Annotated in this window: 14 protein-coding genes and 1 pseudogene; 4 read left to right on the top strand and 11 right to left on the bottom strand. The window is 67.3% G+C overall.

Annotated elements, in window-relative coordinates:
* Positions 1-38: 38 nt before the first annotated feature.
* The 9 genes from RCP37_RS15825 to RCP37_RS15865 all read right to left on the bottom strand — a co-directional run bounded on the left by RCP37_RS15825 (position 39) and on the right by RCP37_RS15865 (position 9,756).
* Positions 39-692: a response regulator gene (locus RCP37_RS15825; RefSeq protein WP_308483985.1), complete on the bottom strand. Its 654-nt coding sequence runs from the start codon at positions 690-692 to the stop codon at positions 39-41.
* Complete coding sequence (gene macS / locus RCP37_RS15830) at positions 668-1,789, bottom strand: MacS family sensor histidine kinase (RefSeq protein ID WP_308487113.1); 1,122 nt, start codon at positions 1,787-1,789, stop codon at positions 668-670. The genes RCP37_RS15825 and macS overlap by 25 nt, the downstream gene beginning before the upstream one ends.
* Complete coding sequence (locus RCP37_RS15835) at positions 1,789-2,943, bottom strand: acetate kinase (RefSeq protein WP_308483986.1); 1,155 nt, start codon at positions 2,941-2,943, stop codon at positions 1,789-1,791. The genes macS and RCP37_RS15835 overlap by 1 nt, the downstream gene beginning before the upstream one ends.
* Positions 2,940-5,039, bottom strand: a complete 2,100-nt coding sequence (gene pta / locus RCP37_RS15840; protein ID WP_308483987.1) for a phosphate acetyltransferase — start codon at positions 5,037-5,039, stop codon at positions 2,940-2,942. Before pta ends, RCP37_RS15835 begins: the two co-directional genes overlap by 4 nt.
* A 4-nt stretch (positions 5,040-5,043) precedes the next feature.
* Positions 5,044-6,177: an aminotransferase class V-fold PLP-dependent enzyme gene (locus tag RCP37_RS15845; RefSeq protein ID WP_308483988.1), complete on the bottom strand. Its 1,134-nt coding sequence runs from the start codon at positions 6,175-6,177 to the stop codon at positions 5,044-5,046.
* Positions 6,178-6,264: 87 nt separating this feature from the next.
* The gene (locus RCP37_RS15850; RefSeq protein ID WP_308483989.1) at positions 6,265-6,831 is read right to left on the bottom strand and encodes a maleylpyruvate isomerase N-terminal domain-containing protein; all 567 of its coding nucleotides are present in this window, start codon (positions 6,829-6,831) and stop codon (positions 6,265-6,267) included.
* Positions 6,832-6,840: 9 nt separating this feature from the next.
* Positions 6,841-8,010, bottom strand: a complete 1,170-nt coding sequence (locus RCP37_RS15855) for an acyl-CoA dehydrogenase (RefSeq protein WP_308483990.1) — start codon at positions 8,008-8,010, stop codon at positions 6,841-6,843.
* Positions 8,011-8,024: 14 nt separating this feature from the next.
* Positions 8,025-8,540: a 5-(carboxyamino)imidazole ribonucleotide mutase gene (gene purE, locus RCP37_RS15860; protein ID WP_224972566.1), complete on the bottom strand. Its 516-nt coding sequence runs from the start codon at positions 8,538-8,540 to the stop codon at positions 8,025-8,027.
* On the bottom strand, positions 8,533-9,756 hold the full coding sequence (locus RCP37_RS15865) for a 5-(carboxyamino)imidazole ribonucleotide synthase (protein ID WP_373693036.1): 1,224 nt from the start codon (positions 9,754-9,756) through the stop codon (positions 8,533-8,535). The genes purE and RCP37_RS15865 overlap by 8 nt, the downstream gene beginning before the upstream one ends.
* A gap of 107 nt (positions 9,757-9,863) precedes the next feature.
* Between RCP37_RS15865 and RCP37_RS15870 the strand changes: the two genes are divergently transcribed.
* Positions 9,864-10,511: a GtrA family protein gene (locus RCP37_RS15870; RefSeq protein WP_308483991.1), complete on the top strand. Its 648-nt coding sequence runs from the start codon at positions 9,864-9,866 to the stop codon at positions 10,509-10,511.
* Here RCP37_RS15870 and RCP37_RS15875 read toward each other — a convergent pair.
* Together RCP37_RS15875 and RCP37_RS15880 are read right to left on the bottom strand one after the other, a co-directional pair.
* On the bottom strand, positions 10,475-10,984 hold the full coding sequence (locus RCP37_RS15875) for a PH domain-containing protein (RefSeq protein WP_308483992.1): 510 nt from the start codon (positions 10,982-10,984) through the stop codon (positions 10,475-10,477). The genes RCP37_RS15870 and RCP37_RS15875 overlap by 37 nt on opposite strands.
* Positions 10,985-10,992: 8 nt before the next feature.
* The gene (locus RCP37_RS15880; RefSeq protein ID WP_308483993.1) at positions 10,993-11,814 is read right to left on the bottom strand and encodes a biotin--[acetyl-CoA-carboxylase] ligase; all 822 of its coding nucleotides are present in this window, start codon (positions 11,812-11,814) and stop codon (positions 10,993-10,995) included.
* 87 nt (positions 11,815-11,901) lie between these two features.
* Between RCP37_RS15880 and RCP37_RS15885 the strand changes: the two genes are divergently transcribed.
* The 3 genes and pseudogenes from RCP37_RS15885 to RCP37_RS15895 all read left to right on the top strand — a co-directional run bounded on the left by RCP37_RS15885 (position 11,902) and on the right by RCP37_RS15895 (position 16,039).
* Positions 11,902-12,861, top strand: a complete 960-nt coding sequence (locus RCP37_RS15885) for an alpha/beta hydrolase (protein ID WP_308483994.1) — start codon at positions 11,902-11,904, stop codon at positions 12,859-12,861.
* 108 nt (positions 12,862-12,969) lie between these two features.
* Positions 12,970-14,338: pseudogene (locus RCP37_RS15890) on the top strand (13E12 repeat family protein).
* A gap of 48 nt (positions 14,339-14,386) precedes the next feature.
* Positions 14,387-16,039, top strand: a complete 1,653-nt coding sequence (locus RCP37_RS15895) for an acyl-CoA carboxylase subunit beta (protein ID WP_308483995.1) — start codon at positions 14,387-14,389, stop codon at positions 16,037-16,039.
* The last annotated feature ends 19 nt before the right edge of the window (positions 16,040-16,058 follow it).

Consider the following 16,058-nt stretch of genomic DNA (forward strand, 5'->3'; position numbering starts at 1 on the left):
GTGGAAAGCGGATGAGTAGGACTACTCGACTTCGCTGGTCAGCTGTCCAGCCCGTGTTCGATGGCGTAGCGGGTCAACTCCACCCGGTTGGCGACCTGCAGCTTGCGGAATGTCGCCTGGACATGGTTTTCCACGGTGCGATGGCTCAGGCAGAGTCGTTCGGCAATCTGCTTGGCGGACAGGCCCTTGGCCACGTGACGCAGCACTTCGGTCTCCCGCTCGGTCAGTGCGGGGGTGGCGGGCCCGGCGTCCGGGCTGCGCTCCAGGCGCCGGTATTCGCCCAGCACCAACCCCGCCAGTCCCGGAGTGAACACCGCACGGCCGGCCGCGGTGGCGTGCACCGCATCGGTCAGCTCTTCGCGTGAGGCACTTTTGACCAGGTAACCGATCGCGCCGGCTTTGACCGCCTGCAGCACGTCTTCACGTTCGTCGGAGGCCGACAGCACCAGCACCCGAGATGCCGGGGAAACGTCGAGCACCGCGGTAGTCGCGGCCACCCCGTCGCCGTCTGCCAGGCGCATGTCCATCAGCACCACGTCGGGTTTCACGGCTGCGGCCCGGCGCCGCGCCGCGTCTACGCCTTCGGCGGTGGCGACCACGGTGAAGCCGGAATCGGCCAGGTCGCGGGCGACGGCGTCCCGCCAGATCGGATGGTCGTCGACCACCATCACCGTCGGATGGACAGTTCCCATTCGGTTCCCTCCCCGGCCTCGGTGTGCAACACGGCGCTGCCACCCAATGCCGCAAGCCGGCCGACGATCGACTTCGACACCCCGACATGACCTTGGCGCGCAGCCTCTTCCAGCCGCCCGGCGGCGATGCCGACACCGTCGTCGCGCACGCTGACGGTCACCGTCTCGCCCAGGTCTTCGCAGAGCACGAACGCTCGGGCGTGCGCACCGGCGTGGGCCCGCACGTTATCCAGAGCATTGCCGACGGCGGCGTCGAGCTCGGCGGCCGTGCGCTGTTCCAGTAGCACCGGGGTGCCGGGCAGGCTCAGCGTCACCCGGTCGTCCGCGCGACGGCCCAGCAGCGCCCGAAGATCAGTGGCTTCATCGTTCGGGGTCACGTTCGGGGAACTCACCAGCCGGCGCAGCGCACGTTCCTGCTCGCCGGCCAGTTCAGCCAACTCGGCTGCCGCTCCGCCGATTTCGCGCCCCTTTCGGGTGACCAGCGCCAACACCTGGATGACACCGTCGTGGACGTGCCGCGACAGCCGCTCGCGTTCCTCGGTGGCCGCGGCCAGCCGGGTCGCCCGCTGCAGGTCGTCGTGGGCCCGCCGCGCCGTCTGGGCAGCCATGCCGACCGCCAGGCCAAGCGCCAGCTCGACGATCATGGTGGCGTTGCGACCGAAGTTCAGGCTCACATAGCCCTTCACGAAAGCACTGGACGCGGTCACCACGGCGGCAGCGGCCATGCCGCCGGTCGAACCGAACTGCAAGGCAGCCGAGATGGTGGCGTTGCTGGCCCACAGTGTCGTCGGCCAGCTCTGGTTGTCCAGTTCCCACTGCCGGGAGGCGATCACCTCGGTGGAGAGCATCAGGGCTACGACCACAACGATCTCGGCGATCACCCATCCCGGCCGACGGGCGAACCCGCGCAGATAGCCGACCGCGCACAGGCCACTGAAACCGATCAGCACCGCGAACAGGGCCCAGGCCAGCGCGGGCCGGCGCAGGTCGTCGTTGATCGCGAGCTGGAACCCCAGCGCGTACAGGCAACTGAGCAGTCGAAACACCTGCGCGGCCCGCCACAGCGGAGCCACCGGGTCCCGGTCGCGGGTGGCGATCACACGAACAGCCACGCAGCCCGCGCGATCGCCAGCTCTTCATTGGTGGGAACCACCAAGACAATGGTGCGCGATCCGTCGGCGGAGATGATTCGGGCGCCCTTACCGGTGCGGTTGCGTTCGGGATCCACGACGATGCCCAGCCCGTCCAGGCCGGCCAGCGAGTCCTCGCGCACGCTGGGCGCGTTCTCCCCCACCCCAGCGGTGAAGGCGATGGCGTCGACGCGGCCCAGCACGGCCAGGTAGGCGCCGACGTATTTGCGCAGCCGGTGAATGTAGACGTCATAGGCCAGCCCGGCGGCCTCACCCAGCGCGCCGCCGGCCTCCCGCTGCTCCAGCAGCTCCCGAAAGTCGTTGACCCCGGACAGCCCCTTGAGCCCGGAGCGGCGGTTCAGCAGCTCGTCGAGCTCATCGACACCCATCGCAGCGGTGCGGTTGAGGTGGAACAGCACGCCCGGGTCGATGTCACCGCTGCGGGTCCCCATCACCAGACCCTCCAGCGGGGTCAGACCCATCGAGGTCTCGACGGCCACCCCTCCTTGCACCGCCGAAGCCGAGGCCCCATTGCCCAGGTGCAGCACGATGATGTTCAGGTCGCTGGGTTCACGGCCCAGCACGGCGGCGACCTCACCGGAGACGTATTCGTGTGAAGTGCCGTGGAATCCGTAGCGGCGGACGCCGTATCGGGTCGCGACGTCGTGGTCGACGGCATAGCTGGCCGCGGCCGCCGGCAGGGAGTGGAAGAACCCGGTGTCGAACACGGCCACGTGCGGGACGTCGGGAAAGTCACTGCGGGCCACTTCGATCCCGATCACGTTGGCCGGATTGTGCAGCGGGGCGAGCTCGGCGAGCCGCGCCACCTCGGCCACCACCGCGTCGGTGATCAGTGTGGGTGCGTGGAACAGATTGCCGCCGTGCACCACCCGATGTCCCACGGCGCGGACAGCGGCTAGGTCAATGCCGGAGTCGACGAGCTGCCGGTGGATCAGCCGAAGGCCGGCGGCGTGGTCGGGCACCGGACTGTCGTCCTCGCCGATCTGCTCGACCAGTCCGGACAGCACCGCGGTCCCGGCCACCGGGTCGACCAATTGGTATTTGATCGATGACGACCCGGAGTTGAGCACCAGCACCAGACCGGACGCGGTTTTAGTCACGGAGTCACTCCCTGCGCCTGGATCGCAGTGATGGCCACGGTGTAGACGATGTCGTCCACCAGCGCACCGCGGGACAGGTCGTTGACGGGCTTGGCCAGTCCCTGCAGCACCGGACCGATTGCGATCGCACCGGCACTGCGCTGCACCGCCTTATAGGTGTTGTTGCCCGTGTTGAGGTCGGGGAACACCAGCACGGTGGCCCGCCCCGCCACCGGCGAGTCCGGCATCTTGGCCGCTGCGACTCCCGCGTCGACCGCGGCGTCGTATTGGATCGGACCATCGGCGAGCAGATCGGGGCGACGCTCGTGCACCAATTGTGTTGCGGCACGGACCTTGTCCACGCCGGCGCCGGAGCCGGATTCGCCAGTCGAGTAGGACAGCAGCGCGACTCGGGGGTCGATGCCGAACGCGGCCGCGGTGGCCGCCGAGGAGATGGCGATGTCGGCGAGTTGCTCGACGGTCGGATCGGGCACCACCGCGCAGTCGCCGTAGGCCAGCACCCGGTCGGACAGGCACATCAGGAACACACTGGACACCGTGGACACTCCGGGCGCGGTGCGGATGATCTCGAACGCCGGCCGGATGGTGTGGGCCGTGGTGTGCACTGCACCCGACACCATTCCGTCGGCGATCCCGGAGTGCACCATCATGGTGCCGAAATAGGAGATGTCGCGCATGATCTCGCGGGCGCGGTCCTCGGTGACGCCCTTGTGCGCGCGCAGCCGGGCGTATTCGGCGCCGAACGTATCCCGCAGGTCACTGGTCTCGGGGTCGATCACCCGCGCGGCATCCAGGTCCACGCCCAGCTCGGCTCCGCGCTGACGCACCGCGCCTTCCACACCGAGCAGGGTCAGGTCGACGATCCCACGTGACAGTAGCCGCCCGGCCGCCAACAAGATCCGGTCGTCGGTTGCTTCCGGCAGCACGATGTGGCGACGGTCGGCTCGGGCCCGTTCCAGCAGCCGGTACTCGAACATCTGCGGGGTGATCACGGTCGACGCCGGCACCCGGATCCGCTCGGCCAGCTCGGCGCCGTCGATGTGCTCGGCGACCAGGGCAAGCGCGGTGTCGATCTTGCGCAACGCACCGACGGTGATCCTCGAGCCGGTGCGCGACACCCTTTCGGCGGTGTCGTAGGTGCGGTGGCTGGTGGCGATCAGCGGCAGCGTAGGCCGCAGGCCCTTCACCAATTTGTCGATCGCCGGGTGCGGCAACAGACCGCCGTTGAGGATGACTCCGGCCAGGGACGGGAAGCCCTGTGCCTCATGGGCATTCACCAGTGCCAGCAGCACGTCGGAGCGGTCGGCCGGCACGATCACCACCTGCCCCTCGGACAGCCGATCGAGAATGTTCTCGGCGGTCATGCCACCGACCATGACGCTGAGCGCTTCGCGGCGCAGCAACTCCGGGTCGCCGCTGTAGACGGTGCCCTGAAGCGCGGCGCAGAGTTCGGCCATGGTCGGGGCAGACAGCAGCGCCACCTCCGGAATCGCGAACACCGGAATGTCAGCGCCGGCCAGGCGTACCGAGATCTCCTGGGTGACATCGGCAAGCCGGTCCGGGTCGCAACGGTTGGCGATCACCGCTGCCGGATGGGCGTGTACCGCAGCCACTTCGGCCAGCCAACGCTCGGTGATCTCGGCGATGGCCTGCGCGTCGCGGTTGTGGCCGTTGATCGCCAGCACCAGTGGCGCCCCCAGGTTCACCGCGACGCGGGCGTTGAAGGTCAACTCGCTCGGGTTGACGACGTCGGTGTAGTCGCTGCCGACCACTAATACGGTGTCGCAGTGCCGGGCGACCTCGTGGAATCGCGCGACGATCTCGCCCAGCGCCGCCTCTCGGTCGGCGAAGACCTCTTGGTAGGTCACGCCACGGCAGGCACTGTGGTCGTCGATGGTGGCGGTGGCATGGGCGAGCAGCAGTTCGAGTTGCCCGTCGGGCTCGTCCAGCGATCGCACGACCGGCCTGAAGACGCCGACCCGGGTCGACGAGGCGGCCAGAAGGTGCAGCAGGCCCAGCGCGAGCACGGACTTACCGGAGCCGCCCTCGGCGGCGGCGAGGTAGATGCTCGACGTGCCGGCGTTACCTTCTGACATCGGATCAGGCCAAGGCGATCCGGTCGATCGCGGAGCTCAGTCGCGCCACCGTTCCCTCGATATCGGCCAACTTGTCCAGGCCGAACAGTCCAATTCGGAAGGTGCTGAACGTCGCCGGCTCATCGCATTGCAGCGGCACTCCCGCTGCGGTCTGCAGACCCTGGGCCAAAAACTTTCGCCCGGTGCGGATGTCTGGGTCGGTGGTGTAGCTGACCACCACGCCGGGCGCTTCGAAGCCGGGTGCGGCCACGCTGGGGAAGCCGCGTTCGGCCAGCAGCGCACGGACCTTGCGTCCCAGCGCGAACTGCTGTTCGCGCACGGCATCGAAGCCGCGGTCGCGGGTCTCGGCCATGGCATCGCGAAGCCTGCTGATCACACCGGTCGGCATCGTTGCGTGGTAGGCGTGGCCACCGTTCTCGTAGGCCACCATGATCTCGCGCCACTTCTTCAGGTCCAGCGCGAAGCTGGTGCTCTGGGTGCGCTCCATGACCTCCACGGCGCGGTTGGACAGGCCGACCATGGCACAGCCCGGCTCGCTACTCCAGTCCTTCTGTGGCGCGGTCACCAGGACGTCCACCCCGAGGGCCGCCATGTCCGCCCAGACCACGCCGGAGGCGATGCAGTCCAGGACGAATAGGCCGCCGACCGCGGCCGTCGCCGTGCCGATGCGCGTCAGGTAGTCGTCGGGCAGCAGGATTCCGCTGGCGGTCTCCACGTGCGGAACGCACACCACCGCCGGCCGGATCCGCGCGATCGCCTCCTCGACCTCGTCGATGGGCGCGGGAGCGAAGGGCGCCTGGTCGCCGTCGCCGGTCGGACGGGCCTTGAGCACGGTGACACGGTCGGTGATGCGGCCGGTCGCAAGGATCTGACTCCACCGGTAGCTGAAGAACCCGTTCCGGACGACGAGCACGTCTGCGTCGTTGGCGAACTGGCGTGCGACCGCTTCCATGCCGCACGTTCCGTTGCCGGGCACGACGACCGCCTCGTCGGCGTGGTACACCTCGCGCAGCATCGCCGAGACGTCGTTCATGACGTCCTGGAAGCGCGCGGACATGTGGTTGATGGCCCGGTCGGTGTAGACGACGGAGTACTCGAGCAATCCGTCGGGGTCGACCGCGGGAAGAAGTCCTGGCATGAAGCCTCTCCTAGGTGGGGCGGACAGCGCCGATTGCCAATCTTAGGGCTGTCGCATTCGTGCGTTCACCGATGCGCGCGAACGGCTTCAGCCGATCTCGACATCGGATATGTTGCGGCCGCCGAGCCACAGGCCCAGCGCTTCTGCGGTGCCGCGGACAACGGTGCCGCGGCCGCGGGGCCGGCCGATCCCGTTGGTGGGCTCGACCCGATACCGGAGCAGGGTCGCCTGCAGCTTCTGCGCGGTCAGGCTCACGCCTTCGGAAAGGATCGCGGCCTCTTCAACGGGCGGGATTTCCCGGCTACGCCCTAGCCCGCGCAGCACATCCTGGTGGTGCATCGCCAAGTCGCCCAGCAGCAGCCCGGCCACCGCGCGATCGGGTACCTGCGCCCAGCACCGGGCGGCGGCGATCAGTTCGGCCCGGTCGCGGCCACGTCCCGCCGTGACGACTTCGGCGTTGATCTTGTGCAATCGCCACGGGGCACGCAGGTATCTGCCGATCTCGGAGGTACCCATCAGATGGGCCAGCACGTCACGCGGCGACCATTGGGCGCACAGGGTGGTGCCGTGGTCGAATTCAGCGTCCGGGAGCCCGTCGACCGTGTCGACGAACGCATGCCGTGCCGCGCGGACGATGTCGATCCGGTTTGTCATCACTTGGGGTCAGCGCAGTAGGTGTCGGCTCATGACGACGCGCTGGATCTGGTTGGTGCCCTCATAGATCTGGGTGATCTTGGCGTCACGCATCATCCGCTCCACCGGGAAGTCCGTGGTGTAACCCGCCCCACCGAACAACTGCACCGCATCGGTGGTGACCTCCATGGCGACATCGGAGGCGAAGCACTTGCTGGCCGCGGAGATGAAACCCAAACCGGTCTCACCGCGCTCGGCGCGCGCCGCGGCGGAGTAGACCATCAGCCGCGCCGCCTCCAGCTTCATCGCCATATCGGCGAGCATGAACTGCACGCCCTGGAAGGTGCTGATGTTCTTGCCGAACTGCTTGCGGTCCTTGGTGTATTCGATTGCCGCATCCAACGCGCCCTGCGCGATGCCGACGGCCTGGGCGCCGATGGTCGGGCGGGTGTGGTCCAGGGTGCGCAACGCGGTCTTAAACCCGGTCCCGGGCTCACCGATGATCCGATCACCCGGAATACGGCAGTTCTCGAAGTACAGCTCGGTGGTCGGCGAGCCCTTGATGCCCAGCTTGTGCTCCTTGGGCCCGATCGAAAAGCCCTCATCGTCGATGTGGACCATGAACGCCGAAATCCCATTGGCGTCCAAGTCGGGGTCAGTGACCGCCATCACCGTGTACCAACTCGACTTACCACCATTGGTGATCCAGCACTTGGAGCCATTGAGGATCCAGTCATCACCATCGGCCTTGGCCCGAGTGCGCATCGCCGCGGCATCACTGCCAGCCTCACGCTCACTCAACGCGTAGGAGGCCATCACCTCACCGGCCGCCAAGCCCGGCAACACCTGCGCCTTGAGCTCGTCAGAACCCGACAGGATCAAACCCATCGTGCCCAGCTTGTTCACCGCCGGAATCAACGACGACGACGCACACACCCGGGCGACCTCTTCGATCACAATGCACGCCGCCACCGAATCAGCACCCTGCCCGCCGTACTCCTCCGGGACGTGCACGGCGTTGAAACCCGACGCATTCAGCGCCGCCAGAGCCTCTTCGGGGAACCGGGCCTTCTCATCGACATCCTTGGCGTACGGAGCGATCTCCTTCTCCGCCAACGCCCGAATCGCCGCCCGCAACTCATCGTGCTCCTCGGGCAACTTGAACAGATCAAACGAGGGATTCCCGGCCCACCCAGCCATCACAGCCTCCTAAGCTACTCGCCGGTAACTTTACCTTGAAGCATCGCGTCCTTCGCAAGCACGCTCTGGGCCAGCTGGTCTTGAAAAGCCGCCATGCGGGCCCGTAGCGCGGCGTCGGATGAGCCCAGAATACGCACAGCGAGCAAACCTGCATTGCGTGCGCCGCCGATAGAAACAGTGGCCACGGGCACGCCAGCTGGCATCTGCACGATCGACAGCAAAGAATCCATGCCGTCCAGGCGGGCCAGCGGCACCGGCACCCCGATCACCGGCAGCGGTGTGGCCGAAGCCACCATCCCGGGCAGGTGCGCGGCACCGCCCGCCCCGGCGATGATCACCTCGATACCGCGGCCGGCGGCGTCGCGGGCGTAGTCGAACATCCGCTGCGGGGTGCGGTGCGCCGAGACCACCCCGACCTCGAACGGGATCTCGAACTCAGCCAGCGCCAGGGCCGCTTCTTCCATCACCGACCAGTCGCTGTCACTGCCCATGATCACGCCGACCCGGGGACCGGGCTTGTGCTCACTCATGCGGATCCCATCCATCGCTCCATTCCCCGTGCGACAACCAGTGTGCCGCGCTTTCGGCCCGCTCGCGCAGGTTCGCCGAGTCCTTGGTCTCCTCACCCAGCAGGTTGATGTGGCCGATCTTGCGGCCGGGTCGTTCGTCCTTGCCGTAGAGGTGGACTCGGGCGTCGGGATAGCGCGCGAACAGGTGGTGCAGCCGCTCGTCCATCGTCATCGCCGGCGTTTGCGGGGCGCCCAGGACGTTGGCCATCACAGTCACCGCCGCAACCGGTGTGGTGGCACCGAGCGGATAGTCCAGCACTGCACGTAGATGCTGTTCGAACTGACTGGTGGCCGCACCGTCCATCGTCCAGTGCCCCGAGTTGTGCGGTCGCATCGCCAGCTCGTTGACCAGCACCTGCCCGTCGACGGTTTCGAAAAGCTCGACCGCAAGCACTCCGACCACACCCAGCTCGTCGGCCAACCGCAGCGCCAATTGTTGTGCAGCAGCAGCTGATTCGTCTGACAGATCGGGAGCGGGCGCGATCACCGTCACGCAGATTCCGTCTTCCTGCACGGTCTCGACCACCGGCCATGCCGCACCCTGGCCGAACGGTGACCGAGCCACCAGCGCCGACAGTTCCCGGCGCATCGCAACCCGCTCTTCGGCCAGCACCGGCACGCCTGCGGCCAGATACTCGGTGACGACGGCCCGGGCCTGGGCCACGTCATCGACGATGGACACGCCGCGTCCGTCGTAGCCGCCGCGGGCCGCCTTCACCACCATCGGCCCACCGGTCAGGGCGGCGAAGTCATCGAGGTCCTCGGGCGTCTCGATCGCGGCGAACCGCGGCACCGGCGCCCCCAGCTCCGACAGCTTGCGGCGCATCACCAGCTTGTCCTGGGCGTGCAGCAACGCCGCCGGCGGAGGCGCGACGTTGACGCCCTCGGCGATCAGCTGATGCAGCAGCTCGCCCGGGACGTGCTCATGGTCGAAGGTGAGCACGGTGGCGCCGGCCGCGGCCCGGCGCAGGTCATCGAGGTCAGTGTGCGATCCGATCACCACGTCCGGGGTGACCTGGGCGGCCGGCTCGTCGGCCGCCGCGGCCAGCACCCGCAGCCGCTGCCCCAGCGCGATCGCAGCCTGATGAGTCATCCGCGCCAGCTGGCCGCCGCCCACCATGGCGACGAGGGGGCTGCGTCCGCCCGTGGGCGGCGTAGTGGTTGGAGGGTTCGACACGGGCAATATCGTTTCACGTCGGCGCCGCGGCGATCGCAAGTGCGGCGCCCGAGGTCGTTATGCAGTCGTTAGGCGCAGATGGGGCCGAGTCCGTACACTGGCAACTTGTGTCTTTTACCGACGCCACGATTGCCCGTCTGCCGCGGGTCATCCGTCCGCTGGCCGAACGCCATCATGAGCTGATCAAGTTCGCCATCGTCGGCGCGACCACATTCCTCATCGACTCCGCGCTGTTCTACACCCTCAAGCTCACGATTCTGTCGCCCAAGCCCGTCACAGCCAAGGTGATCTCGGGGATCGTCGCGGTGATCGCCTCCTACATCCTCAATCGGGAGTGGAGCTTCAAGGACCGGGGCGGTCGTGAGCGCCACCACGAGGCCCTGCTGTTCTTCGGGGTCAGCGGCGTCGGCGTGGTGCTGTCCATGGCCCCGTTGTGGTTCTCCAGCTACGTGCTCGGGCTGCGAGCACCCATGGTGTCGTTGACCATCGAGAACCTCTCGGACTTCGTCTCGGCCTACATCATCGGCAACCTGCTGCAAATGGCGTTCCGGTTCTGGGCGTTCCGCCGCTGGGTCTTTCCCGACGAGTTCGCCCGCAGCACCGACGCCGCACTCGACGCGACGATCGAGACCGGCGCGCTCGCCGAGGCGATCGAAGACGCCCTGGAGGGCGGCCCGGACACCGGCGTGGTGACGCTCTTCCGGCGTCCGCCCCGTCATCAACCGCCGGCGGACGGTCTGTCGAAAACCTCGTGATAGAGGAGTGTGTGGACCTGCTCCACGCGCGGAATGTCGTAGAACTCCAACGGTTCCTGTGACGCCGACTCAATGATCAGCGTCCCGGTTCGCAAGATCCGGTCGATGAACCCATGCACGAACTCCACACTGTTGATCCGCGCCAGGCCGATGTCGATTCCGCTGCGGGTCAACAACCCGTGCCGAAACATCACGCGTCGGTCAGTGACCACAAAATGCGTGGTCAACCAACTCAGGAACGGCCAGAGTGTCAGCCAGCCGAAAACGACCAGCCAGATCGCCCAGATCACCCCGAAGACCACGTTCTTGGCAGTCGGATCCCAGGCCCGCGTGTTGACGAACCCAGCGGCGAAGGAGGCGCAGGCGGTGACCAGCAACAGCGCCAGCACCGGCAGAATCAGGCGTTTGACGTGGGGGTGCCGGTGCAACACCACCTGCTCGTCTTCGGCCAGCACGTTCTCCGGGTAACCCACGGCCGGACCTAGCCGGTGGGCCGGAGTCGGGTGACGTCGCCGGCCGACACCGTCACGGTGCCATCCCCGGTGTTGATCACCAGGCGGCCGGTGTCGTCGATGGCCTCGGCGACTCCCTCCACCCGTTGGCCGCCGGGTATGTCGGCGCGCACCTGGGCCCCCAGGGTGCAGCTGTGCCGCCGGTAGTCCGACACCAGCGCGTCGTCGGCTCCGCCCGCCGCCCGCCAGGCCGCGACCCTCATTGCGAGGTGACGAAGAACCTTGTCGGCCCAGAGGTTTCGGTCAACTACCGCAGCTCCGAGCATGGCCAGTGAGACCGCCGCCGGATCCGGGGCCTCCTCGGCGGTCATGGTCACGTTGAGCCCGAGCCCAACTACGATCACCTGCTTGGGAGCGGCCACCTCGGCCAGAATGCCCGCCAGCTTGCCTTGCTTGTCTGGGCCCGCGTTGACATCGTTGGGCCATTTCAGGCCGACCTGCAGACCCGAAACTTCGGCGATCGCATCGGCGACCGCGACACCGGTGGCCAGAGTCAGCCAGCCCCAACCCGATGTCGGGACGGTGTCTGCGGCTATCCCCACCGACAGTGAGAGCTGACTGCGCGCCGGGGCGCTCCAGTGTCGACCGTGACGCCCGCGGCCGGCGGTCTGATGTTCGGCCAGCAGCACGGCGCCGGCGATGTCTTCGCCCGCCGCGGCGCGGGCCAGCAGATCGGCGTTGGTGGAACCGGTGTCCTCGACGACATCTACGGCGCGCCATGGCCCGTTCGGCCCGGTCAGTCCGTCCCGCAGAGCGGTCACATCCAGCGGCGGCCGTGGCACAAGACTCATTTCGCCAGCTTACTCACCAGCGCTGCAGCCACGCCGGTTGAAACGCCCGAGGCGCGGGTAATCGAACGGGTAGAGGAGGTGATCGGCATGGTCACCAGGGGTTTGTTGACGAGGCGAATTCACCGCCGCCACAGCGCACAATCAGTCGCCGTGTCGTTGGCCAGCCGATTCGTGGTGAAGAACCTGGTGCGCGCGTGGGCAGTCCGACCAGACTTGGCGTGGCCGCTCGCATCGGTCGACCGACTGGCCGGCATGGTGCCGCGCCGGCAGACAGCGCGCGTCGAGCGCTTCCGCCTGGGCTACTGTGTCGCCGAACGGATTCAGCCGGCAGGCGTCTCGACGGAGCGGGCCATCCTTTATCTGCACGGCGGGGCTTTTCTCACCTGCGGACTTAATACCCACCGCTCGCTGGTAACTCGATTGTCCCGGGCAGCCGATGCCAGCGTCCTCAACATCGACTACCGAATGTTGCCCGCACACCGGATCGCTGACGCCGTCGAAGACGGCCTGAGCGGCCTGCGCTGGCTGCTTCGCCGTGGCTACGACCCGGAGCAGATCGTGATCGCCGGCGATTCCGCTGGCGGATACCTGGCTTTCATGACCGCCCTGGCAGCCGCGCAGTCCGATCTGGCGAAACCTGCTGGAATAGCAACGGTTTCACCGTTCACCGATGCAGACCCCACCGCAAAGCTTCAGCACCGCAACGCCCGACGTTGTGCGATGTTCCCGTGCGAGGCACTGATGGCCTTCACCCGATACCTGCTCCGCGCCCGCGCCGCGTCGCCGATGGATGCCGATCTGTCGCTGCTGCCGCCGGTCGCCATCCACGCGAGCACCGACGAGCTGCTGCTGCCCGACGCCGAAGCCATGGCGCAGCGGCTGGACGCCGCCGGCGTGCGTTGCGATCTACATCTCTGGGAGGGCCAGGTTCACGACTTCCCATTGGCGGCCGATGTGCTGCCCGAGGGGCGACGGGCGATCCGCTACCTGGGCGATTTCGTCAAGGAAGTCACCGCGCCACCAGAGCCCGGAACCGCCGCCGCCTGATCCGACGCCTGAATTCTGAGGTTGTGTCACTGCATTCACTTGCGTCACAGCGATTTTGGCTGTGGATGATTTCTGCGCCCTGTCGGACCCCGGAGCTACCATTAGCACATGCGTTCGAATAGCCGGGAAGAGGTCGTCGAAGCCTTCGACGCTCTCTCCGCCGATCTGGACCGGGCGCTGGAACTGGACTTCGACGCACTGACCCCGCGGGAATGCCTGGCCCTGCTGCAGCGCTGCGAACGGCTGCGACGGCGACTCCCCGCAGTGGAACACCCCCTGGTCAATCGGATCGCCACCACCGACCCCGCCGAACTCGGCGACAAACCCCGCTGGGTACTCGCCGACGAACTGCACATCACCCGCGGTGAATCCGCCCGCCGCATCACCGAAGCCGCCGAACTAGGGCCCCGCCGCACCCTGACCGGCGAACCGTTAGAACCCGTGCTGCCGGAGGTTGCCACCGCCCAACGACAGGGCCAGATCGGGGCCGCCCACATCGGCGTCATCCGCTCGTTCTTCCACTACCTGCCCGACGGCATTGACGCGGGCACCCTGGTCCAGGCCGAGCACCAGCTGGCCGAATTGGCCGGGCAGTGCCGCCCCGACGAACTGAGCAAAATTGCCCAACGCCTCGCCGACTACCTGCACCCCGACGGCAACTACACCGACGAAGACCGCGCCAAACGCCGCGGCCTGACCCTCGGCCCCCAGGACCGCGATGGCATGACCCCCATCAAGGGCTACCTGGACCCGCAAGCCCGCGCCACCTGGGATGCGGTGCTGGCCCGCTGGGCCGCCCCCGGAATGTGCAACCCCAACGACGACATCGCCTGCACCGCCGGCACGCCGACTCAAACCCAGATCGATGCCGACACCCGCAGTGCCTCCCAACGCAACCACGACGCACTCACCGCAATGGGCCGCGCCCTGCTCGCCTCCGGAGAATTAGGCCAGCACAACGGATTACCGGCCACCATCATCGTCTCCACCACCCTGGCCGACCTGGAAACCGGCACCGGAAAAGCCCACACCGGCGGCGGCACCTGGCTCCCCATGTCCGCCGTCATCGCCATCGCCAGCCACGCACACCACTACCTGCGGATCTACGACGGCGCCAAAGAACTCGCCCTGTTTCACACCAAACGCCTGGCCTCACCGGCCCAACGCATCGTGCTCTACGCCAAAGAACGAGGATGCAGCCACCCCAACTGCCCCATATCCGGCTACTACTGCGAAGTCCACCACGACGACGACTACGCCAAAACACGACGCACCGACATCAACGGACTCACCCTGCGCTGCGGCCTCCACCATGAGCTCATCACCTCAGGCGGCTGGAAAACCCGCAAGCGCCACGACGGCACCACCCAAACCCTGCCCCCACCCCACCTGAACCGAGGCCAACCCCGAACCAACCACTACCACCACCGGAGAAAAACTGCTTCGGGACGGTCCAGACGGCGACGACGTTCCCTAGCCGGTCCGGTCGGGCGATCCGATGGCCCACACTTTAAGATCGTTTCTTATGACCAGTGTTACTGAGCACTCCGGTGAGGCCCACGTAGAGGCGCAAGCCGAGCATGTCGTCGACATCCACACCACTGCGGGCAAGCTCGCCGACCTCAAGCGTCGGACCGAGGAGACCCTGCACCCGGTCGGTGAGGCCGCTGTGGAGAAGGTGCATGCCAAGGGCAAGCTGACCGCTCGCGAGCGGGTCTACGCCCTGCTTGACGAGGGCTCTTTCGTCGAGCTCGACGCGCTGGCCAAGCACCGCAGCACCAACTTCGGCCTGGCCGACAAGCGTCCGCTCGGCGACGGTGTGGTGACCGGCTACGGCACCATCGACGGCCGCGAGGTCTGCATCTTCAGCCAGGACGCCACCGTGTTCGGCGGCAGCCTCGGCGAGGTCTACGGCGAGAAGATCGTCAAGGTCCAGGAGCTGGCCATGAAGACCGGCCGGCCGCTGATCGGGATCAACGACGGCGCCGGCGCCCGCATCCAAGAGGGTGTGGTCTCGCTGGGCCTCTACAGCAAGATCTTCCACAACAACATCCTGGCCTCGGGCGTGATCCCGCAGATCTCGCTGATCATGGGTGCGGCGGCCGGCGGTCACGTGTACTCCCCCGCCCTGACCGATTTCATCGTGATGGTCGATCAGACCTCCCAGATGTTCATTACCGGCCCGGACGTGATCAAGACCGTCACCGGCGAAGAGGTCACCCAGGAGGAGTTGGGCGGGGCGCACACCCACATGGGTAAGTCCGGCACCGCGCACTACGTCGCCTCCGGCGAGCAGGACGCGCTGGACTACGTCCGCGACCTGCTGAGCTACCTGCCCCCGAACAACTACGCCGACCCGCCGCACTTCCCGGTGCCAGCCGCCGAGGGTGCCATCGAGGACAACCTCACCGCCGAGGACCTCGAACTGGACACGCTGATCCCGGACTCGCCGAACCAGCCGTACGACATGCACGAGGTCATCACCCGGATCCTCGACGACGACGAGTTCTTGGAAGTCCAGGCCGGTTACGCGCAGAACATCATCGTCGGCTTCGGCCGCGTGGAGGGCCGCACCGTCGGCATCGTGGCCAACCAGCCGACCCAGTTCGCCGGCTGCCTGGACATCAACGCTTCGGAGAAGGCCGCCCGGTTCATCCGGACCTGCGACTGCTTCAACATCCCGATCGTGCTGCTGGTCGACGTGCCCGGCTTCCTGCCCGGCACCGAGCAGGAATACAACGGCATCATCCGGCGCGGCGCCAAGCTGCTCTACGCCTACGGCGAGGCCACCGTCGCCAAGATCACCGTCATCACCCGCAAGGCCTACGGCGGCGCGTACTGCGTCATGGGTTCCAAGGAGATGGGCGCTGACGTCAACGTGGCCTGGCCGACGGCCCAGATCGCGGTGATGGGCGCCTCCGGTGCGGTCGGCTTCGTCTACCGCCAGCAGCTCACCGAGGCCTCGAAGAACGGCGACGACGTCGACGCGCTGCGCCTGCAGCTCCAGCAGGAGTACGAGGACACGCTGGTGAACCCCTATGTTGCCGCCGAGCGGGGCTACGTCGACGCGGTGATCCCGCCGTCGCACACCCGCGGTTACATCGCGACGTCGCTGCGGCTGCTGGAACGCAAGATCGTCCAGCCGCTGCCGAAGAAGCACGGAAACATTCCCCTGTGAGCGGAACGAGTGGAGTGAG

Origin of the sequence: Mycolicibacter sp. MU0102 (assembly GCF_963378105.1) — a bacterium.
GTDB lineage: Bacteria > Actinomycetota > Actinomycetes > Mycobacteriales > Mycobacteriaceae > Mycobacterium > Mycobacterium holstebronense.